The sequence below is a fragment of the Corynebacterium gottingense genome (assembly GCF_002285125.1).
Taxonomy (GTDB): Bacteria; Actinomycetota; Actinomycetes; order Mycobacteriales; family Mycobacteriaceae; genus Corynebacterium; species Corynebacterium gottingense.
This window is the reverse complement of the sequence record NZ_NSGN01000012.1, coordinates 39,811-59,762: the sequence shown is the minus strand read 5'-3', so window position 1 is coordinate 59,762 and position 19,952 is coordinate 39,811. Positions and strand designations below refer to the sequence as shown.

21 protein-coding genes and 1 tRNA gene are annotated in these 19,952 nt (G+C 68.6%); 7 read left to right on the top strand and 15 right to left on the bottom strand.

The genetic code is table 11. From position 1 onward, the window contains the following. Positions 1 to 73: 73 nt before the first annotated feature. The 4 genes from CKJ82_RS10930 to ssd are packed head-to-tail and all read right to left on the bottom strand — an operon-like array spanning position 74 to position 3,601. The gene (locus CKJ82_RS10930; protein WP_095538167.1) at positions 74 to 664 is read right to left on the bottom strand and encodes a type II secretion system F family protein; all 591 of its coding nucleotides are present in this window, start codon (positions 662 to 664) and stop codon (positions 74 to 76) included. Continuing rightward, on the bottom strand, positions 661 to 1,452 hold the full coding sequence (locus CKJ82_RS10925; RefSeq protein WP_095538166.1) for a type II secretion system F family protein: 792 nt from the start codon (positions 1,450 to 1,452) through the stop codon (positions 661 to 663). Before CKJ82_RS10925 ends, CKJ82_RS10930 begins: the two co-directional genes overlap by 4 nt. Further along, complete coding sequence (locus CKJ82_RS10920) at positions 1,449 to 2,576, bottom strand: TadA family conjugal transfer-associated ATPase (protein ID WP_095538165.1); 1,128 nt, start codon at positions 2,574 to 2,576, stop codon at positions 1,449 to 1,451. The genes CKJ82_RS10925 and CKJ82_RS10920 overlap by 4 nt, the downstream gene beginning before the upstream one ends. Further along, on the bottom strand, positions 2,576 to 3,601 hold the full coding sequence (gene ssd, locus CKJ82_RS10915; protein WP_095538164.1) for a septum site-determining protein Ssd: 1,026 nt from the start codon (positions 3,599 to 3,601) through the stop codon (positions 2,576 to 2,578). Before ssd ends, CKJ82_RS10920 begins: the two co-directional genes overlap by 1 nt. 175 nt (positions 3,602 to 3,776) lie before the next feature. Between ssd and CKJ82_RS10910 the strand changes: the two genes are divergently transcribed. Beyond that, the gene (locus CKJ82_RS10910; protein WP_233125657.1) at positions 3,777 to 4,583 is read left to right on the top strand and encodes an HAD family hydrolase; all 807 of its coding nucleotides are present in this window, start codon (positions 3,777 to 3,779) and stop codon (positions 4,581 to 4,583) included. Positions 4,584 to 4,607: 24 nt separating this feature from the next. Here CKJ82_RS10910 and CKJ82_RS10905 read toward each other — a convergent pair whose 3' ends face one another. Further along, entirely contained in the window at positions 4,608 to 5,630 is a 1,023-nt protein-coding gene (locus tag CKJ82_RS10905; protein WP_205691408.1) for a dienelactone hydrolase family protein, read from the bottom strand. Between the two features lie 251 nt (positions 5,631 to 5,881). On the opposite strand from CKJ82_RS10905, the gene CKJ82_RS10900 reads away from it, so the two are divergent. After that, positions 5,882 to 6,424, top strand: a complete 543-nt coding sequence (locus tag CKJ82_RS10900; RefSeq protein WP_095275193.1) for a phage holin family protein — start codon at positions 5,882 to 5,884, stop codon at positions 6,422 to 6,424. A 30-nt stretch (positions 6,425 to 6,454) separates the two neighbouring features. Continuing rightward, positions 6,455 to 7,228: an alpha/beta fold hydrolase gene (locus CKJ82_RS10895; protein ID WP_095538161.1), complete on the top strand. Its 774-nt coding sequence runs from the start codon at positions 6,455 to 6,457 to the stop codon at positions 7,226 to 7,228. A 13-nt stretch (positions 7,229 to 7,241) separates the two neighbouring features. On the opposite strand, the gene CKJ82_RS10890 is transcribed toward CKJ82_RS10895, so the two are convergent. The 4 genes from CKJ82_RS10890 to nth are packed head-to-tail and all read right to left on the bottom strand — an operon-like array spanning position 7,242 to position 10,647. After that, on the bottom strand, positions 7,242 to 8,432 hold the full coding sequence (locus CKJ82_RS10890; protein WP_095538160.1) for a MarP family serine protease: 1,191 nt from the start codon (positions 8,430 to 8,432) through the stop codon (positions 7,242 to 7,244). A gap of 57 nt (positions 8,433 to 8,489) precedes the next feature. After that, the gene (locus tag CKJ82_RS10885; RefSeq protein ID WP_095538159.1) at positions 8,490 to 9,230 is read right to left on the bottom strand and encodes an NUDIX hydrolase; all 741 of its coding nucleotides are present in this window, start codon (positions 9,228 to 9,230) and stop codon (positions 8,490 to 8,492) included. Further along, positions 9,227 to 9,817, bottom strand: coding sequence for a TlpA family protein disulfide reductase (locus CKJ82_RS10880; protein ID WP_095538158.1), 591 nt, complete (start codon positions 9,815 to 9,817; stop codon positions 9,227 to 9,229). The genes CKJ82_RS10885 and CKJ82_RS10880 overlap by 4 nt, the downstream gene beginning before the upstream one ends. Further along, on the bottom strand, positions 9,814 to 10,647 hold the full coding sequence (gene nth / locus CKJ82_RS10875) for an endonuclease III (protein ID WP_095538157.1): 834 nt from the start codon (positions 10,645 to 10,647) through the stop codon (positions 9,814 to 9,816). The genes CKJ82_RS10880 and nth overlap by 4 nt, the downstream gene beginning before the upstream one ends. A 319-nt stretch (positions 10,648 to 10,966) precedes the next feature. Here nth and glxR point away from each other — a divergent pair, with 319 nt between their 5' ends. Beyond that, positions 10,967 to 11,650, top strand: coding sequence for a CRP-like cAMP-activated global transcriptional regulator GlxR (gene glxR, locus CKJ82_RS10870; protein WP_095535934.1), 684 nt, complete (start codon positions 10,967 to 10,969; stop codon positions 11,648 to 11,650). 70 nt (positions 11,651 to 11,720) lie between these two features. Here the strand turns inward: glxR and CKJ82_RS10865 are convergent, their stop codons facing one another. Genes CKJ82_RS10865 through CKJ82_RS10850 form a run of 4 tightly spaced genes read right to left on the bottom strand, consistent with a single transcriptional unit; the run spans position 11,721 to position 13,530 of the window. After that, positions 11,721 to 12,533, bottom strand: coding sequence for an MBL fold metallo-hydrolase (locus CKJ82_RS10865; RefSeq protein WP_095538156.1), 813 nt, complete (start codon positions 12,531 to 12,533; stop codon positions 11,721 to 11,723). A 51-nt stretch (positions 12,534 to 12,584) separates the two neighbouring features. After that, positions 12,585 to 13,067: a RidA family protein gene (locus CKJ82_RS10860; RefSeq protein ID WP_095538155.1), complete on the bottom strand. Its 483-nt coding sequence runs from the start codon at positions 13,065 to 13,067 to the stop codon at positions 12,585 to 12,587. Between the two features lie 3 nt (positions 13,068 to 13,070). Next, on the bottom strand, positions 13,071 to 13,226 hold the full coding sequence (locus tag CKJ82_RS10855) for a Sp36 family protein (RefSeq protein ID WP_095066741.1): 156 nt from the start codon (positions 13,224 to 13,226) through the stop codon (positions 13,071 to 13,073). 25 nt (positions 13,227 to 13,251) lie between these two features. After that, on the bottom strand, positions 13,252 to 13,530 hold the full coding sequence (locus CKJ82_RS10850; protein WP_095538177.1) for a WhiB family transcriptional regulator: 279 nt from the start codon (positions 13,528 to 13,530) through the stop codon (positions 13,252 to 13,254). 363 nt (positions 13,531 to 13,893) lie between these two features. Here CKJ82_RS10850 and CKJ82_RS10845 point away from each other — a divergent pair, with 363 nt between their 5' ends. After that, entirely contained in the window at positions 13,894 to 16,371 is a 2,478-nt protein-coding gene (locus CKJ82_RS10845) for a transglycosylase domain-containing protein (protein ID WP_095538154.1), read from the top strand. Positions 16,372 to 16,384: 13 nt separating this feature from the next. Here CKJ82_RS10845 and CKJ82_RS10840 read toward each other — a convergent pair whose 3' ends face one another. Beyond that, positions 16,385 to 16,837 carry a GatB/YqeY domain-containing protein gene (locus tag CKJ82_RS10840; RefSeq protein ID WP_095538153.1) on the bottom strand — a complete coding sequence of 151 codons (453 nt, stop codon included), beginning with the start codon at positions 16,835 to 16,837 and terminating at the stop codon, positions 16,385 to 16,387. Between the two features lie 112 nt (positions 16,838 to 16,949). Here CKJ82_RS10840 and CKJ82_RS10835 point away from each other — a divergent pair, with 112 nt between their 5' ends. Further along, on the top strand, positions 16,950 to 17,801 hold the full coding sequence (locus CKJ82_RS10835; RefSeq protein ID WP_240510766.1) for a metallophosphoesterase: 852 nt from the start codon (positions 16,950 to 16,952) through the stop codon (positions 17,799 to 17,801). A gap of 79 nt (positions 17,802 to 17,880) precedes the next feature. Continuing rightward, positions 17,881 to 17,954, top strand: a tRNA-Pro gene (locus CKJ82_RS10830). A 420-nt stretch (positions 17,955 to 18,374) separates the two neighbouring features. Here the strand turns inward: CKJ82_RS10830 and CKJ82_RS10825 are convergent. Then, a complete protein-coding gene (locus CKJ82_RS10825; RefSeq protein WP_095538152.1) occupies positions 18,375 to 19,772 on the bottom strand; it encodes a hypothetical protein in 1,398 nt (465 codons plus the stop codon). Positions 19,773 to 19,952 lie beyond the last annotated feature (180 nt).

Sequence of the window (19,952 nt, the reverse complement as noted above, 5' to 3'; positions counted from 1 at the left end):
GAGTTGATCGTATTCATAGTATTTGTGTTCCCTTCGTTGGTTGAGAGTGGTCGTTGATTTTCGGAGTGGATAGTTAGTGCAAGATCGCCGACCCCAAGCTGAGCACCGCCGGTGCAAGCCCGAGGACGAAGAATGCCGGGAGGAAGCAGGCGGTAAGCGGGATCGCGATGAGGACGCCCGCCCGTTCCGCTTTGGCGCTCGCCTCGTCGGCAGCTTCAGCACGGAGCTTGGTGACGATGCGCTCGCAGCCCGCCACGATGGCGGACCCCGAGGAGTTGGAGAGGGCAACAAGCCCGGCGAGCTCCGCGCCACCTGGGACGCTATGGAGCTCTGACCAGGCGCGCTCGGGGCTCACCCCGAGCGCCGTCAGCGCAGCGACGGTATGCCAAGGGCTCGCGCGTGCATTGCCTCCGCCGGTGTCGCCGTAAGTTTCAGCAACAGCGGCGGCGGCGCCGGCGAGCGGGAGCCCGGCCTCGCAGCATGCCGCGAAGAGCGTGATGTCGGCTGCGCTGCGGTGGGCGTCGATACCCGGCACTTCCCCGTGGGGACCATCCCGCGGGGTCTTCGAACCCGCGCCGGGAGCGACGCGCAGCCGCAGCAACGGCTGGACCCGGGGCAGGGCGAGCGCGGCCGCGAGGAACAGTGATGCGAGAAGCAGGATCATTGCGCCGCCCTTTCGATAATCACCCGGGACACGACCGTGCCCGCGCATACCAAGGCGGTGCCGACGACGAGGAGTACCCCACCTATGCCGCCGGAGGTCAGCAGCCCGACGGGGTTCGCCCCCATCGCGGCGCCCATGAGCATCCCGGCGAGCGGCAACGCGGCGAGCACCATGGCCGTGGTGCGCGGCCCGGCCAGCGCCGCGGTTGTCGCGGCCCGGTGCCGCTCGGCGTGGTCGAGCTCGTCGCGCGCGGCGCGCAGCAGCTGGGCGACGGGGATCCCGCGCCCGGTTGCAAGCCGCCACAGCGTGACCATGCGTGCCAGCTCCGGCTGCGACGTGGGCACCTCGATCTGCGCGGCAGAGTGCCCGAGCCGGATGTGGTGGACCAGCCGGTGGATGTCGCGCGCGAGTGGGGCCGGCGCGGTTTCGGGCAGGCGCTCGGCGGCGGTCACGCAGGCGCGCGGCAGCGGGGCCCCGGCGTCCAGGTTGGCCACCACGTGGCCGAGAAAATCGGCGGTCACGGCCGCGCCCTTGGCGCGCTGCCGCTGCTCCCGGCGCTGGACGATGAGGTCAACGACGGTCGCCCCGGCCATGACTGCCGCGAGGACCACGCTGACCCGTTTGGCGGCGACCAGGCCGAGCGCGAGCGCGATGCCGGCGATGCAGAGTGTGGAGTGGAGGCGTGGCGTCGAGAAGCGTTGCACGTTGCGCGTGAGTGCGCCCAGGCGGGCGGAGGGAGCGGGGGCGGGGAGCGCGGTTGCCGCGGCGGCGATGAGCAGTGGGTTCATGCTGCCAGCTCCTTGTAGCCGGCGGCGGGGCCGCGCTCGCTGTCCCACACCACACGCGCAGTGACGGGCTGGCCCTCCAGCACGCCGATCTGATGCACGTAGCGGGTGCCGTCGGGGCCGCGGCGGACCACCACCACGGCGTCCACGGCTGCGGCGAGCTGCGAGTGCAGCCCGGCGCGGTCCAGACCGCCGAGGGCCGCGAGCGCCTCCAGCCGGGCGGGGACCTCGTGGATGGAGTTGGCGTGGAGGGTGCCCGCGCCGCCGTCGTGGCCCGTGTTGAGCGCGGCGAGGAGATCCACGACCTCGGCACCGCGGATCTCGCCGACCACGATGCGGTCCGGCCGCATGCGCAGTGCCTGGCGCACCAGGTCCGCGATCGTGATCGCGCCGGCACCCTCGGCGTTGGCGGCGCGCGTGGTCAGGTTGAGCACGTGCGGGTGGTGCGGGGTCAGCTCGAGCGTGTCCTCGATGGCGATGATGCGCTCGGTGGGGGCGGCCTCTGCAAGCAGGGCCGACAGAAGTGTCGTCTTGCCGGAGCCGGTGCCGCCCACCACCAGGATCGCCTTGCGCTGCGCCACCAGCGCGCGCAGCAGGTCGGCGCGCTCCTGATCGAGGGAGCCGCCCGCCACCAGGTCCGCGAGCGAGGCGGTGGCGGTGCGCAGCACGCGCAGCGACAAACAGGTGCCCACCTGCGCCGTTGGGGCGAGGATCGCGTGGAAGCGTAAGAGCGTGCCGTCGTCGCGGGTGAGGTGCCCGTCGCAGTATGGCTGTGCGTCGTCGAGCCTGCGCCCGCAGCTCAGCGCGAGGCGCGTGGCCAGAGCACGCACGTCCGCCTCCGAGTCGAAGGTGGTCTCCGCCAGCTCGAGGCCGCGGCCACGGTCGACGTAGACCTCGGACGGGCCGTTGACGCAAATATCCGTCACATCGCCGGCCGCCAGCAGCGGTTCGAGCGGGCCGGCTCCGGTGGTGTCGTCGCGGAGCTTGCGCATGAGCGCGAGCACATCGAGGTCGCTAATCACCACCGCCTCGTCGCGGATGATGTCCACCAGCCGTGCGGGCGACGGGGGCGCGGGCTCGTCCGCAAGGCGGCGCTGTACGCGCGCGAGTACGTCGTTGGCATCCATCACGCCACCTCCGCGAGCACCGCGTCGGCCGCCTTGCGCAGGGGCTTGGGCAGACGCGCCGGGAGCCCAGCGCTCTCGATCGAGCGCGGCAGCCGGTGCAGCGTGGGCAGGCGGTGGCAGATCCGCGAGCGGGTCACTGCGACAACGCCGTCGTCGTCGATGCCCTGCCAGGGGGAGTCGCGGAGGACCAGCACGTGCTCGACGCCGGCGGCGTTGCACTCCAGCGCGATCGTCTGCGCCGCGCAGACGGAGCGCACCGTCGGCGTCACGACGATGACGGCCAGGTCGCACGCCGCCGGGAGCAGGTCGATGGGGACGTCGAGGACGGTCAGGCCCTCGCCGCCCACAGCGCGGCAGAGCCTCTCCAGCTCCGCCGTGGTGACCCGGAACGGATCCGCGACGGTGCTGCGCGCAAACGTGAGGACCGCGGTGCCGGAAGCGGTGGAGGGCAGGGCGCGGCGCACGTCGGTGCGCGCTACGGCACCATCGCCCAGCACGATCTCGCCCCAGCGCGCGCCCGGCCGCTCCTCGACGCCGAGGAGGAGATCGAGTCCGCCGGAGAGCCGGTGTGCGTCGATGAGCGTGGCGTTCCCGCCCACCTCGGCGAGCGCACAGGCGAGGACGGATGCGCCGACGCCACCGCCCGCGCCGAGCACGGCGATCGTGCGCCCGCCGCCGCTGTGCTGGCTCGCCTGTGCGCAACGGCCGAGCGCGACGAGGAGGTCGCCGGCCTGCGCCGGCAGGACGAAGGCGTCCGGGGACGCGGAGGCGTCGGCGAGGCTGCCGCTGACAATGAACACGTTGTCGGCTCGGGGTGGAGGGAGGTGTGGGGCCCAGGTGGCGTCGACAAGCACTGCGAACGCACGCGCCACGTATTGCGGCAGCGTGGTGGGGTCGGCAACGTCCACGATGGCGTGGCCAGCGGCTGCGGCGAGGTGGGTTACCTCTGGGTGGAGGAGCGGGTCGTCCACCGCGACGATGATGGGGCGGCCGGCGCGAGAATTCGGTACTTTTGTTTGCGTCATGCTGCAAGCATTTCAGGCGCAACATCAACGTGCAAGGGGTTGGATACATCTGTGGATAACCCGGGCCGCGATCGCATCCAAAATAACCAATCTGTGGATAACCCAGTCCCATCACTCACACGCGCCTCAGCATTTACACGCCAGGCGCTGAGGTTGGCTCGTTAGAATGAAGCACATGGCAACTCGCGCGCCGGTGGCGGCATTCTTCGACCTGGACAAGACGATCATCGCGACCTCGTCTGCCTACGCCTTTGGCAAAGAGTTCCTCAACAACGGCCTGATCACCCGCCAGGAGGCGCTCGACCTCTACCTGTCCAAGGCCTCCTACATGCTCGTCGGCCACTCCAGCGAGCAGATGGACGCCTCGCGCGACCAACTCGCACAGCTGGTCAAGGGCTGGGACGTGGACGAAGTGCGGCGCATCACCACCGAAACGATGCACAACGTGGTCACGCCCGCGATCTACCGCGAGGCGCGCGAGCTGATCGAGCAGCACCGCGCGGCGGGCCACGACGTCATCATCATCTCCGCCTCCGCGGACATCCTCGTCGAGCCGATCGCCGCCGAGCTCGGCGTGGACACCGTCGTAGCCACCGAGGTGGAGGTGGAAGACGGCAAGCTCACCGGCACAATCACCCAGTACCTCAAGGGCGAGGCCAAAGCGGCGGCCGTGGAAACATTCGCCCGCGAGCACGGCTACGAACTCGCGCGCTGCTACGCCTATTCCGATTCCGCCACGGACATCCCGATGCTCGCGGCCGTGGGCAACCCCGTGGCCGTCAATCCGGACCGCGCCCTGCGCAAGCACGCCATGTCGTCTGGCTGGGAGATCCGCACGTTCAAGAACCCGGAGCCGCTCATCCAGATGCCCAACGCGCGCGAGGTGGGCATCGGCGCGGGCGTCATCGCCGGGATCACGGCGCTCGCGGTCGTCGGTACGCTGGTCACCCGCGCGATCATGCGCGACGGCCGCTCCGCCTAGCCCCCGCCCGAGGAGCTCGAGTAGCTACTGCCTCCCGTGCCACTGGTCGAGGCGCTCCAGCAACACGGCCCGCGAGTCCTCGTCCGCGGCGCGGTTACCCTCCGGAGTACCCCCGAGCATGATCTGCCAGCCGTCCGGCAGCTCCTCCGCGTGCGCAAAGAAGATGTGCCCGGCGTCCGGGTACACGTGGGCCTCCACCCGCTCGCCCTGCGCCTCGAGCTCGCGCGCCGCGTCCGCGGACTGCCACATCTGGTCGTCCTCGCCGGCGAAGAGCAGGACGTTCCCACCGAAGTGCGCAAGGTCAATGCGTGCCTCTTCCGGTGCCGCTTCCGCCGCGGACTCGTAGGTCGCGCGGTACGACACCGGGTAGCCGGTCACCATGTCCCACATCTGCTTCGCCCCGGCCGCCATGGACCCCGCGCGGAACGACGCGAACGGCACCGCCTCACCCTTGTAGGTAAACGACGGCAACTCCTCCGCCTGCTGGAACACCAGCCCGGAGTAGGAATAGCTCGCGGGCACGAACGCGACCACGTTGTCCACCCGGAAGCCCTTTGCCGCCAGCAGCTCCACAAACTCCGCGCCCTTCGACGTCCCCACCACCGTCACCGGCCCGTCGCCGTCCACGGTGGCGTCGATAAGCGTGCTGACCTCATCAAACTGCTCCAGCGGCACCTCCGCGAGCCCCTGCTGCTGCCCCTCCTGCCCGAAGAAATACATGCTGAGCACCTCGTAGCCCTCGCCCGCGAGCCACTCGGCACGAGAGCGGTCCGCCCCGCCCTCGGAGCCGCCGTACACAACCACCACGCCCGGGTGCGCCTTCCGCTCTGGCGTGATGTGGAACCCTTCGATCTGGTCCCCGTGGATCGGGGCAACGCTTAACGACGCCCCGCCATCCCCCTCCCCCACAACAGAAGACGACCCCACGCTCGCGAACGGGTAGGTGTGCCGGTTGTAAGCGCGCAACCCAACAATCACCGCCGCGAGGAGCACGAGCACAACCAGGAGCGCAACCAGCGCCTTGCCAAGGATCTTAAGGACCTTCACCACATTCCTTCCCACGCAGCGCTCACACCCGTGAAAGAATCTGCGCATTTTGGACCATTTACAGGATGTTTTAGGCTTAAATCCTAACTTGCGCGGCAGCGGTTTCGTCGACCTTCCGGCCCCAATACAGGCACGAAGGCTGGACTATAGCTAAAGTCGTGGAGGACAATGCATCACACGTGTACGTATACGCGCGAGAGCAGCAGTAGCCACACGCCTTGTAGGCGACTCGCAGGAAGGTTTGAAAAACAGTGAGCAAAGACGGTCTGTACACCAGCGGTTCCACGGCAGTGTCTGCCAAGGTGGACTCCATCCCGCTGCGCGACGCCGACACCACCCAGCCGGGTAAGGATTCCATTGGCACGCTGGTCTCCAACGCGACGGAGCAGATTTCCACCCTGGTCCGCGGCGAGATCGAGCTGGCCAAGACCGAGGTCATCGGCGAGGTCAAGAAGGGCGCCATGGGCGGCGGCCTCTTCGCCGTGGCCGGCGTCATCGCACTGTACTCCAGCTTCTTCGCCTTCTTCGCCCTGGCGGAGATGCTCGCGTCCTGGATGCACCGCGGCTGGGCATTCCTCATCGTCTTCCTCATCATGATCGCCCTCGCCGGCATCCTGGCCTTCATGGGCCTGCAGAAGGTGAAGAAGATCAAGGCGCCGGAGAAGACCATCGAGTCCGTCGGCGAGCTGAAGCACCTGCGCCCGGGCCAGGCCCAGCAGAACCTGTCCAAGGATTCCAGCGGCCTGTACTCCTCCGCCGCGCACACCACCGGCTCCACGGCAGTGACCAAGTAGGCGCTTTTCGCCTCCAGGGCCGCTCCGGGCATGCCCCGCCTGACCCCGACGCCACCCTCGGTCGTTGACCTGCCGGGGGAGTTTGCGCACCGCATGCTGCACACTCGCGGCGTGCGCCTGCACGCCGCCGTGGCCGGCGACTCCGCCGACCCCCTGGTCCTGCTCATCCACGGCGCGTACGGCGGCTGGTTCGACTTCCGCTACGCCCTCGCCCCGCTGGCCAGCCGCGGCTACCACGTTGCCGCGCTGGACCAGCGGGGCTTCGGCATGTCTGACAAGCCCGCCCACCGCGGCGGCAACCTGCTGCGCATCCTGCGCGGCGACCTCGGCGGGGTGATCCACACCCTGGGACATGCGAATGCCGCCCTCGTCGCCGCCGATACCGGCGCCGTGGTCGCCCGCGCCCTCGAGCAGGCCCAGCCCCAGCTCGTCCGCAGCGTGCTCACGCTCCCCAACGAGCCGCACCTCCCCGCCTGGCTCGGCCGCCTCCCCGCCCCCGTCGCGGCCGCCACCGCCACACACCTGCCCGGCGCGCTGGACCGCGCGTGGCGCAGCGCGTTTCACGCCACCCTCGCGCGGGCAGCGGCCGACAGCGCCGCCAAGCACCCCGATCACCCAGCGGAAACGCTCGCGACCCGGCTTGCGGCGCTGCGCATCGATAACGCGCTGCCCCACATCCTCGCCACGCACCGCCTGCGGCGGCACGCGCCAGCTAACGGCGCCAACCACGTCCTCCACGCCCTGCCCTACGCGGGGGATCCGGGGGCGTTTGTGCGGGGCGTCGAGAAGCACTTGGCGTCATAGCACTCCTGGTGCTTTAGACCGCGCAGGTTTGCGTGTCCACCGGGTCGGTGAGGCGCTCGACGTCGCCAATCACCTCGCGGAGCTGCGTGCCGGTCAGGGCGTAGCCGGTGTCCGCGACGTCCACGTCCGTGCCGAAAATCATGCCCGCGACCTGCCCCTCCGGGGTAAACATGGGCCCGCCGGAGTTGCCCTGGCGGATGTCGCCGCGGATCGTGTACGCGCCGCGCTCCACCCGGCCAGTGGCGTAAATGTCCGGGCCGCTGAGCTCCAACTGGGTCCGCACGCGTACCGCGTCTGCCTCAAAGGGGCCGGACTCGGGGAAGCCCATCACCACGGCGTCATCGCCGGACTTTAGCTCGCGCGGCGCCCACGTCAGCTCCGGCAGGCCCAGCTCGGGGGCGTGAAGGACGGCGATGTCCACCTCCGGGTCGTAGAGCACGACGTCCGCGTGCTTCACGCCCAGCACGGTGTCCAGGTTGACCAGCTGGGTGCCCGCCACCACGTGGGCGTTGGTCAGCACGTAGCCGTCCGCGATGACGAAGCCGCTGCCCATCAGGCGGTGGTGGCAGGTCTCCGAGTCACCCACGACGTGGACGACGCTCGGTCGGACGCGGTCGACCAGGTCACCGGTCACCACCGACTCGTCCGGCGCGTCCACCTCACGCTTCGCATCGGCGCTCAACGGCGAGACCAGCGGCGGCAGGCCCGTGTCGTGCAGCAATGCGGCCGCCTTGGCGGGCAGCTGCGCCCATGCGTCCGGTGTTGCGGCGTCAATCCCGCGCAGCACCCGCGAGTCCCGCAGCGCGGCGCTCTGCGGCTCCGGAAGCGCGCTGACCAGCGGGATCGACACCAGCCACAGCGCCAGGGACATGGCCAGCGCTTGCAGCAACGCGCCCGCGACGGAATCCAGCGCGCGCACCGGGCGCCACCGCTGGGCGCCGCGCAGGGCGTCGCCAATCGCGGAGCCAGCCAAGTTCCCCAGCCCGACGAAGAACACCACGACCGCCAGGAAAATGATGACGCGCAGCCCGCGGCCGGAGAAGAAGTCGAGCGTGTACGCGGCAGCGAGCAGCCCCACAATCAAGCCGGCCACGCTGCCCACCGCGATGAACACGGACGCCAGCACGCCCCGTCGCCACCCCGCCGCGAAGCTGCCCACCACCAGAATCGCCGCGACGAGGTCCACGATGGCTGATCCGGTCACTGTTTTGCTGTCTCCTGGTTCGTGTTGTGGGGCGTCATCGGGGCCGGTCCGCGGGGGCTACCGCGTGTACCGCGGCTCCCCGTTGGCGGAGTTGGCGAGCACCTCGTCCAAATCGCGCAAGGTGCGGTCCCAGTCGCGGGCCCACGCGGCTTGCTCCAAAAGTATTGAGAGCAGAATAGCCGTAAAGCCCCACACAACGTAACACCCGGCACGGAAGGCGGGCCCGGCAAAATTGGCCAGCCCCACCTGCAGCCGGTTCGCGGGGTCCACCAGGTCGCGCACGGCGATGAAGAAGACGTCGTCCGTTTCAAACGGGCTGGCCACGTAGGTCTCGCCCGGCTGCTCCGCGTACGCAATCACCGGCCGCACCCGGAGTCCGCTGCCGCCCGTAGTCACGGTGCGCAGCGTGGCCAGCGGCGTCACGCGCGAACGCTCGAGGCCGGTCTCCTCCCAGGCCTCGCGCAGCGCCGCGTCGACGGGCCCGCGGTCCCCGGCGTCGATATGCCCGCCGGGAAACGCCATCTGCCCCGAGTGGCTCCGCATCCGCGGCGTGCGGTGGGTGATAAGCACGTGCGCGTCGTCCGGGATGGTCGCCGACGCCGCGTTCCCGGTAAACAGGATCAGCACCGCGGCCTCGTCCGCCGCGTCCTCCGGCACGGTGCGCCCGTGCAGGAGGGGGCGCACCGCCTCGCGGTAGGTGCCGCGTTGAATCCGGTCGATCAGCGGCGCGAGCCAGCGGGGCGCCTTGTGGGGCTGCAGTGGGACGTCGAGAAGCTGCCCTTCCTTGCGCTCGCTCATCGCCGGAGCACCCCGTCGATGGCGCTGGCCAGTGCCTCTTCGGACTCGAAGGCCTGCGCGAGCGTGCCCACCTGCTCGCCGTCGCGGAACACCACCGTGATGGGCACGACGCCGGGCAGACCCAGCTGCCCCGCGAAACTATTGTCGGAGTCCTGGTAGCTGGGCAGCTCCACGCCGAGCTCGTTGAGCAGGTCGGCCCCGGCCGCCGCCTGGCGGTCCGCGTGCACGCCCACGACCTCCACGTCCGGGTGGTCCGCGGCGTAGCGCTCGAGCACGGGCAGCTCAGTGCGGCACGGCTCGCACCACCAGGCCCACACGTTGACTACCGTCACACCCGCGCGCTCTCCGGGCACATCGGCGCCGCCCAGGCACGGCAGCTCCACGCCACCGACCCCACCGGCCACGCAGTCGGGCCGCTGGGCCACGGGCGCTTCCTCGCTTATCGACGCCCCCGTCTCCCCCTTCCCACGCACCTCATCACCCGATCCGCCGCCGCGCAGCAGCGCTACAGCGCCGGCGACGACGAAGCAGGTGACCACCAGCGCGCCCACCACGCTGGCCACGACCGCGGTCTTGCCCGACCTCACTGCGCATCACCCAGCATGCCCAGGATGTGCTCGCGCTCTTCCCCGGTGACCAGGGCCGCCGCCTCCTCCGGGTCGGTTGGCCCCGCGCCGAAGCCGGGGCAGTCGAACGCAATGGGGCACGCGCCACACGCTGGCTTCTTCGCGTGGCAGACGCGCCGGCCGTGGAAGATGAGCCGGTGCGAGAACATCGTCCACTCGCTCGCGGGGATGATTTGGGCAATCTCCCGCTCGATCTTCACAGGGTCGCGCTGCACACTCAGCGCTAGGCGCGCGACGAGCCGCTGGAAGTGCGTATCCACGGTGAGCCCCGGCTTACCAAAGACGTTGCCCCGCACCACGTGCGCGGTCTTGCGCCCCACTCCAGGGAGCGTGACCAGGTCCTCGAGCGCGACCGGGACCTCGCCGCCGAAGTCCGTGACCAGCTTCTGCCCCAGCCCGATCAGGTTGGAGGCCTTGGCGCGGTAGAACCCGGTGGGGCGGATCAGCGCCTCTACCTCCGCCTGGTTTGCCGCCGCGTAATCCTGCGCCGTGCGGTAGGTGGCAAACAGGGCCGGGGTGACCTGGTTGACGCGGACGTCGGTCGTCTGCGCCGAGAGCACCGTGGCAACGAGCAGCTCGAGCGGGTTGGAAAAGTCCAGCTCCGCGTGGGCGTCCGGGAACGCCGCCGCCAGGGTGCGGTTGATCCGCCGGGCGCGGCGAGTGCGGCCCAGCTCCGTCTCCTTCCCCTTCGCCGCCGGGTGGGATCCCGGTGCGCGGCGCCGCGGCGGCGTAAGCTTGCCGGCCGGCGGTTTCCCGGCGTCCGGCGCAGGGGGAAGCAAGGCGTTAGACATGCTGCAATGCTATCGCACACGTACCATGGCCCCTATGACGGTAATTTTAGTTGCGATCCTGCCCCTCTTCCTCGGCCTGTTCACCCTGGGCATGGAACGCCTCGAAGCAGCATCAGTTGAGGCCCATTAACACGCACAAGTGCTGCAGACTGAACGTTTGCTGAACCTAAAATTGCCGGTAGGGAAACTTTTCCGGGATATGGTACCCATCACAACATGAACTGGTAGCATCTGCCATTGTGACCACGCCGTAAAAATAAAACTTAGGTGACCCAAACCACGCAGAGGATAACAGTCACCGCCGTTCCGAGGAGGTTCAATGGAAGGCATTCAGGACACGCTGGCCAAGGCCGGCATTTTCCAGGGCGTCGACGCCGACGCGGTGGCCGCTCTGATCAAGGAGATGGAGACGCTGACGTTCTCCCGCGGTACCACCATTTTTGATGAGGGCGAACCGGGCGACCGGCTCTACATCATCGTAGACGGCAAGGTAAAGCTGGCTCGCCACGCCCCCGACGGACGCGAGAATCTGCTCTCCGTGATGGGCCCGTCCGACATGTTCGGTGAGTTGTCCATCTTTGACCCGGGCCCGCGCACCTCCTCCGCCGTCTGCGTCACCGAGGTGACCGCGGCGACGATGGACTCGCAGATGCTCAAGCAGTGGATCACGGACCACCCGGAAATCTCCCAGCAGCTGCTGCGCGTGCTGGCCCGCCGCCTGCGCCGCACCAACGCTTCGCTGGCAGACCTCATCTTCACCGACGTGCCCGGCCGCGTGGCCAAGACGCTGCTGCAGCTGGCCAACCGCTTCGGCACCCAGGAGGGCGGCGCGCTGCGCGTCAACCACGACCTCACGCAGGAAGAGATCGCGCAGCTGGTCGGCGCCTCCCGCGAGACCGTGAATAAGGCGCTCGCTACGTTTATGCACCGCGGCTGGATCAAGCTGGAGGGCAAGTCCGTCCTCATCGTGGACACCGAGCACCTGGCTCGCCGCGCCCGCTAGCGCGCGAGCACCCCAAATACGAACACTGCCCCGGCACCTTGCCGGGGCAGTTGTTGTTGTACGGGGGGCGTTACTTCTGGTTGCGCAGGTAGCGCAGGCCCACGCGGGTGGACTGCTCGGCGGCGCCGCGGAGCACCGGATCAACATCGTCATAAATCGCGTCGACGAGGGTGTTAATGTCCGCGTCTTCGCCGTGCTCCTTGAGCGCCTGCTGGATCTGCTCGAGGCGCTGGTTGCGGCGGTCAATGTACTTACGCGCGTACTTGGACAGATCCTCGCCCTCGGGGCCGTGGCCCGGCAGCAGCATGATGTTTTCGCCGCGAGCCTCCAGCATCTCCAGGCTGTCCAGGTACTCGCCCACATCACCATCAGTCTCGGAGATCATGGTGGTGTGGCGCCCCGCGATGGTGTCGCCGGTGATGATGCCCTCCAGCTGATCGTCCTCCACCTCGTGGGTGTAGACGAAGAAGCTGACGGAGTCCCGGGTGTGGCCGGGGGTGTGCGCGACCTGCAGCTTCGGCGTCACGCCGTCGATGGAAATGATCTCGCCATCCTGCAGCGCTTCCGCGTTGTGGCAGTACTGCGGGTCGAACGAACGAATCGGCGCGCCGGTGAGCTGTCGGAACCGCTCTGCACCGTCCGCGTGGTCGTGGTGGCGGTGGGTGATGAGGATGAGGGCGACCTTGTCTGCCTTAGCCTGCAGCACGTTGAGGTGGCCTTCATCCGCCGGGCCCGGGTCTACCACGATGCTGTACTCGTCTTCCGGGTCGCGGATGACCCACGAGTTCGTGCCTTCCAGCGCCGCATAGCTCGGGTTGGGCGCCAATACGACAGCGGCGGAGGTCGTCACAGGGCGCAACTGACTGTAAGCGGGGTGCTTCATGCCTCCAACCCTACCGCGTCCTGCACCATCAGCGCAGCACGGGGCATGCGCTTATCGACGCCCCTCCGCCCCCTCTGCAACCTCAACCACGAGCTCAACTTCGACGGGTGCGTCCAGCGGCAGGACAGCAACGCCGACCGCGGAACGGGCGTGCTCACCGGCCTCGCCGAAGACCTCCTTCATCAGGTCGGAGGCGCCGTTGATCACGGCCGGCTGGCCGGTGAAGGACGGGTCCGAGGCGACGAAGCCGACGACCTTGGAGATGCGGGTGACATTGTCCAGCCCCACGAGCGCGTCCACGGCGGCGAGCGCGTTCAGCGCGGCCTGGCGGGCGTACGTGTAGGCATCTTCCGCGTTGACCTCTGCGCCGACTTTGCCGGTGGCCGGCAGTGTGCCGTCGATAAGCGGCAACTGCCCCGACGTCCAGACCTGGTTGCCGACGCGGTTCGCGGGGACGTACGCCGCGACGGGCGCGGCGACCTGCGGGAGCTCAATGCCAAGCTCGGCGAGTGTTGCGGTCCACGATGCAGCCACGGCTTACTCCACCTCTCGCTTGAGGTACGCGACGACGTTATCCGGGTTGGGGCCCGGGGTGACGGAGACGAGCTCCCACCCGTCCTCGCCCCAGGTATCCAGGATCTGCTTAGTTGCGTGAGTGAGTAGCGGCACGGTGGCGTATTCCCATTTCTTCATGCGACCACCCTACCGTGCATGGCCGCTACAGGCCGACGATTTCTTTCCCGGAGGACAGGTACTCGGCCCAGTCGGTCACATCGGGGTTCTTGCGCAGCACGGCGCGGCGCTGGCGTTCGGTGAGGCCACCCCAGACGCCGAACTCCACCTTGTTGTCCAGCGCGTCCGCGCAGCATTCCATCTGCACCGGGCAGCGGCGGCAGATGGCCGCGGCTTTGCGCTGTTCGGCGCCGCGAACGAAGAGCGCGTCCGGATCGCCGTTGCGGCAATGCGCCCTGGTCACCCATTCCCCGCGATCAAACATGAGGTTGCCGTCTGCGTCACACTTTCGCGCGGTGGTAGAGGCTGCGCGCAGTCCGGCGTGCAGGTCGTTGCGTCCGAGTGTTGTGGTCATGGCGGTCTCCTTTCGGGAGGGCGTTCGTGCATAATTCACACCTTGACGCAATTTATACTACGCCAAGCCTGTGTGGCACCCACATCGGCCTACCGTTCCTTTGCTGCAGGTTCCCGATCACGGGCCCGCAACCTGGCAAATAAGCTTCAGGAATGCTGTATGCATTTTGCACCTGTAAGTGTATTCACACACCCCCACCCCTGTCGAATGGGTCACATTTTTGGGGGGAGATATGTATTCACCCGCGGCACGCCGATCATTTAAGGTAAAGGCGTGTCTGCACTGAGTTCCTTAGGAAAACTTCTCGCCGCGCTCCTCGCCGCCGGCGTCGCTATCGCGCTCTGCCTGGCCCCCGTCGCGGGCATCGGCGGCATGGCTATTGCCCGCACCGACGAGACGATGCAGTCAAACCTCTCCGACATGTCGGGCGGCGAGGTGCCCGGCGTGACCACGGTGACGGACGTCAACGGCACACCCATGGCATGGATCTACAACCAGCGCCGCTACGAGGTGGGCAGCGAGGAGATTGCCCAGCACGCGAAGGACGCGCTCGTCTCCACGGAAGACCGCCGCTTCTACCAGCACGAGGGCGTGGACATGCAGGGCTTCGCCCGCGCGATGGTCACCAACGTGCTCGCCGGCGGCGTGGAGCAGGGGGCCTCCACGATTAACCAGCAGTACGTGAAGAACTACCTCTGGCTCGTGGACGCGAAGGACGACGAAGAGGCGCAGGCCGCGACTGAGCAGTCGATCCCCCGCAAGCTGCGCGAGATGCGCATGGCCTCGGACCTAGACAAAACGCTGAGCAAGGACGAGATCCTCACGCGCTACCTCAACCTCGTCTCCTTTGGTAACCACGCGTTTGGCATCGAGGCCGCCGCGCGCACCTACTTCGACACCTCGGCGAAGGAACTCACCCCGGACCAGGCCGCGCTGCTCATCGGCCTGCTCCAGTCCGTGGAGTACCTCAACCCCTACACCAACCCGGACGGGGCGACCGAGCGCCGCAACGTGGTGCTGAACAACATGGCCGCGCAGGGCTTCCTGGACCAGCACGAAGCCGACGTGCTGGCGGGCAAACCGCTGGGCATCGTGGATACGCCGCGCACCCTCCCCCAGGGCTGCCTCACCGCGGGCGACAGCGGCTTCATGTGCGACTACGCGCTGCGCTACCTTGCCGACAAGGGCCTGCCCCTGGAGGAGCTTGAGCGCGGTTCCTACACCATCACCACCACCCTGGACCCGCAGGTGCAGGAGTCCACGGTGCAGGCGGCGCGCAACAACGTCAGCCCGTACACCAACGGCGTGGCCGAGGTGGTCAACGTGATCAAGCCGGGCGCGGATTCCCGTGACATCCTGGCTATGGCCTCGTCGCGCTACTACGGCCTGGACCTGGAGCAGAGCCAGACCATCATGCCGCAGCCGACCTCCCTGGTGGGCAACGGTGCCGGCTCCGTGTTCAAGATCTTCACCGCCGCCGCCGCGCTGGAGCAGGGCTACGGCCTGGACACCATGCTGGAGACGCCCACCCGCGCCGTCGTCTACGGCATGGGCAAGGGCGGCGCCGCCAACTGCCCGCCCGACGCGTACTGCGTGGAGAACGCGGGCACCTACAAGCCGCGCCTTTCGCTTCGCGACGCCCTCGCGCAGTCCCCCAACACCACCTTCATCCAGCTCGTGCAGCAGGTCGGTGTCGCGCGCACCGTGGACATTGCCGTGCGCCTGGGGCTCCGCTCCTACCTGGACGAGGGCTCGTTTGGCGACGACCGCTCCGTCGCCCAGGCCGCCAAGGACGAGAACATGGGCGCCTTCGTCCTCGGCCCCACCGCCGTGAACGCGCTGGAGCTGTCCAACGTGGGCGCCTCGCTGGCCTCCAACGGCCGCTGGTGCGAGCCGAACCCGATCAGGTCCGTGCGCGACAAGCACGGCCAGGAGGTCTTCATCGACCGCCCCGCCTGCGAGCAGGCGATCGAGCCCGACATCGCGAATGCGCTGGCGCAGGGCATGTCGGGCGACGCCGTGAACGGCACCGCGAAGGACGCCGCCGCCGCGGCCGGGTGGAACGCCCCGGTCGCCGCCAAGACCGGCACGACCGAGTCCCACCAGTCCTCCGCGTTCCTCGGGTTCACCCGCGGGATGGCGGCGGCGACCTACATCTTCAATGACGGCACCCAGACCACCCCGCTGTGCACCGGCCCAGTCCGCCAGTGCTCCTACGGCGACCTATACGGCGGCAACGAGGCCGCCCGCACCTGGTTCCAAACCGCCTACGGCGTGCCCGGCGCGGCAGCGGCCGGCATCCCGGCCGCCAGCGGCGCCTTTGACAAGGGCACGAGGCGCGGGCCGATTGATCAGGTCGTCGGCTTGGACGCGAACACCGCGCGCGCCCGGCTCCAGGGCCTGGGCTACACGGTGACAGTCAACATGGTCGCCGGAGGCGGCGCGCCGTTCAACAGCGTCGTCTCCGCCGTCCCCGCGGATCCGAACCTTGCCCCCGGCAGCTTGGTCACCATCAACGCTTCTGATGGCTCGGGCGGCTCCGACGGCGCCCCAGGCGCCGGAGGTGCAGGCGGTGCGGGCGCAGCGACCCCGGCGAACCCGTCGCCGGCCGCCCCCTCCGCCCCCGCGCCGTCGGGCCCGGCGGCGCCCCAGGCGCCGGAGGCACCGGTCAACCTGGATGATATTGGCCGCCAGCTTGGCGACGCCGCCGACAACATCGGCAACATCCTCGGCGGTAACGGCCAGCAGTAGGCGCGGTCGGCGCTTACTGGGAGAGGCGCGCCTTGACCGCCTCGGAGATGCGCTTGCCGTCGGCGCGGCCAGCGGCCTTGGCGGTCGCCTCCTTCATTACCTGGCCCATCTGGGCCATGGAGGTGGCTCCGGTGGCGGACACGGCGGCGTCGACAAGCTCCTTGAGCTCCGCATCATCCAGCTGCTTCGGCTGGTAGCCCTGCAGAATCTCCGCCTCCGCGAGCTCGGACTCCGCGAGATCCTCGCGGCCGTTCTGCGAGTAGATCTCCGCCGACTCGCGGCGCTTCTTCACCTCGCGGGCGATGATCTTCTGGATGTCCTCGTCGGTGACCTCGTGTTTAGACCCCTCGGTCTCCGCGGCCTGGATGGAGGCCAGCAGCATGCGGATCGTGCCGGTGCGCTCCTTCTCCTTCGCCTTCATGGCTTCCTTGAGGTCTGCGCGGATCTGATCTTTCAATGCACTCATAGGGCAAACGATACGCGACGCACCCCCACGACGGCGGGGGCACACTAAGGTTGGGCGGGTGAGCAAGCTGAAAACTATCGCAACGACCATCGGCGGCCTCGGCGCGGCCGGCATGGGCGCGCTGGCGTACGGCGCGAGCCAGACCACCAACTTCCAGCTCAAGGAATACGAGCTGCCGCTGCTCGCGCCAGGCACGCTGCGCGGGAAGGACTCCTTCGACGTCCTCCACATCGCGGACCTGCACATGATCCCGGGGGCGAAGCGCAAGGTGGAGTTCGTCTCCTCCCTCGACGCACTCGAGCCCGACCTGGTGATCAACACCGGCGACAACCTCTCGGACCTGCGCGGCGTGCCGTGGGTCCTCGACGCGCTCGGGCCGCTGCTCGACCGCCCCGGTGCGTTCGTCTTTGGCACCAACGACTACTGGGCGCCCAAGCCCGTGAACCCGTTCAAGTACCTGCTGGACCAGAAGCGCGAGCCGTCGTACGTGGACCTGCCGTGGGAGGGGATGCGCGCCGCGTTCATCGAGCGCGGCTGGCGCGACGCCACCCACCACCGCCTCGAGTTCAAGGTCGGCGACCTCCGGCTCGCGCTCGCCGGTGTGGACGACCCGCACCACGACCTGGACCGTTACGAGGAGATCGCGGGAGCACCCAATGCGGACGCGGACCTGTCGATCGGCCTGTTGCACGCGCCTTATCGACGCGTCCTCGACCAATTCGAAACAGACGGCTACGACCTCGCGCTTGCCGGACACACGCACGGCGGGCAGATTTGTTTGCCGGGCGAGCGCGCCATCGTCACGAATGCGGACATCGACCGCAAGCGTGCCTCCGGCCTGCACCGCTACGGGAAGATGTGGATGGAGGTCTCCAACGGGCTCGGCACCTCCAAGTACGCGCCGGTGCGACTGTTCTGCCCGCCATCGGCGGCGCTGCTGCGCATCACCGAACGAGCCGAGTAGGCACTTGACCTGCCGTTTTGGCCAAACAGCGACGCTGGGCTAAAGTATCCCAGGTACCGCTCAGCAGAGCAGTTACAACCGGGATATGGCGCAGCTTGGTAGCGCGCCTCGTTCGGGACGAGGAGGTCGCAGGTTCAAATCCTGTTATCCCGACGGTACTGAAACCCCGCCCAACAGGGCGGGGTTTTTGTTTTGCCTTGTTGGCGGGGTTGCGGTGTGTGGGGGCTGGGGCCGGCCTGGGCTCCGCTGGGGCTCGGCCGGGGCGTGTTTGACGAGAACACGATGACAAACACGCAGACATTTGGTCGCATCCTCGTCACCCTGCGCTCGTCATCTAGCCGAATAACACCAGACCCCCACACCCCGGCAGGCAACAGCCGCATCCAGCCAAGCCCCACCGCCAGCGTTCGCCGTGCAAAAAGAGGACCCCGCCGGCCGCGCGAAGCGTCCTGGCGGGGTCCATCCCATCCCTAACCCATTTCACCCCAGTGGGGCGAAAGGAGACCACTCATTTCCAAGCCCCTATTACTTGGAATGAGCCAGCAAAGCGTAACACACGGTATGCACCTTTGCTTATCCGCGCCCCTTCGCGCCGACGAACGACACCGCAGCAAGGACGAGACCAGCGCACATGCCGGCCCACAGCGCCGTGGTGGAGCCCCCGTTGCCGGCGGCAGACAGGCTCGCCGTCGTCCAGTGCATCGGGGTGGCGCCCGCGGCGTACTCCCAGACCTTGCCAACCGGTGCGGTGGATGCGGTCCGCCACAGCCAGCCGACCAGGCCGACTTGTGCCACGGCGAGGACGCCCGCGATGGGCAAGCCAACACGGGTACCGAGGGCAGCGCCCAGCACGTCGGTAAGCCCGGCGCTCGCGGCCGCACCGACAACCAGGCCGAGCGCGAGCAGCCCGGCGGTCGCGGCGGTAAGACCGCTGCCCAGGACTGCGACGAGGGCGCCGCCGGCCACGGCGACGAACAGGCTGCCGAGCCCGAGGATCCACCAGCGGCGGGCCGGGGCGAGGCGCGCGGCCGCGCCCGTGGCGGTGCCGCCGAGCATGACCAGCGCCGCGATCAGCATTGCCGCGACCGGTGCGAGCGTGGACCGCGGCGCCGGAGCCTCAGAAACACCGGCACCAGAGCCAGTACCACCACCAGCACCAGCCGCAGCCGGCATCGCCTTGCGGACGGCGGCGATTTGGTCAGAGGTCTTGTTGGCCAGGTCGTCGATCTTGGCCGCGCCCTCCTGCAGCTGCGTCACGCCGTCGGTGGCGCCGGAGGCTTGGTCGTTGAGCGTGGTCAAGCCGTTGGCAAGCTCGGCGGCTCCGTTGGTGGCCGAGTAGATGCCGTCGTGGTAGGCGTACCCGGGCACGGAGAGCTGGTTGGCCACGTCGCGCGATCCCTTGCGCAACTCCTCGAGCTGGCCCAGCATCTCGGGCGGCAGCTGGGCGGTCTCCGCCTGTCCGCGCAGCCCCTCGAGCGCTGTCCGGGCCTCCTTCACGTCCGGGTCCTTCGCATCCTTGGTGGACTCCAGGGTGCGGTCGATGGTGGCCACGACCTGTCCGCGTACCGCGTCGAAGCCCGCGACCTGGTCGGCCACTCCCCCGATGGCGTCGGCGACCTGGGTGGCGCCGCCCGCCAGTTGGCCGGTGCCGGCCTGCAGCTGGACCATGCCGTTGGACAGCTCCTGCGAGCCGGTTTGGGCGGCGGCGATCGCGTTGATCAATTCCTGCGAGGAGGTGTCGAGTTGGGACACTCCGTCGACAAGCTGCCCGGTGCCCTGCGTGAGGAAGCCGGCCTGCGCGCTGGCCTCGCCGGCCGCCTTGCGAGCCTCCACCAACCCGTCCTGCCCGGGCGCCACGGCCGGGGCGCCGGTGGCGTCGTCGCCAGAGCGGGTCCACGTGCTCGCGGGGCTTAAGGGCAGGAACACGCCGACGATGAGGACAAGGACGGCACAACAGAATCGCCATTTCATGCAACTCAATGTAACCCGAGTTACTGGCGTGACTGGGTACGGCGCACCGAGAAGCGCTTTTCGACGCCCACGCGCAGCAGCACCATTAATAAGGTGCGATTCAGCGCTGTTGCAGGTTCATCAAAACTGCCTGGTACCGTTTCAGGTGTTGTCGCCACGGCTGGGTGGCTCTGCGCGCGT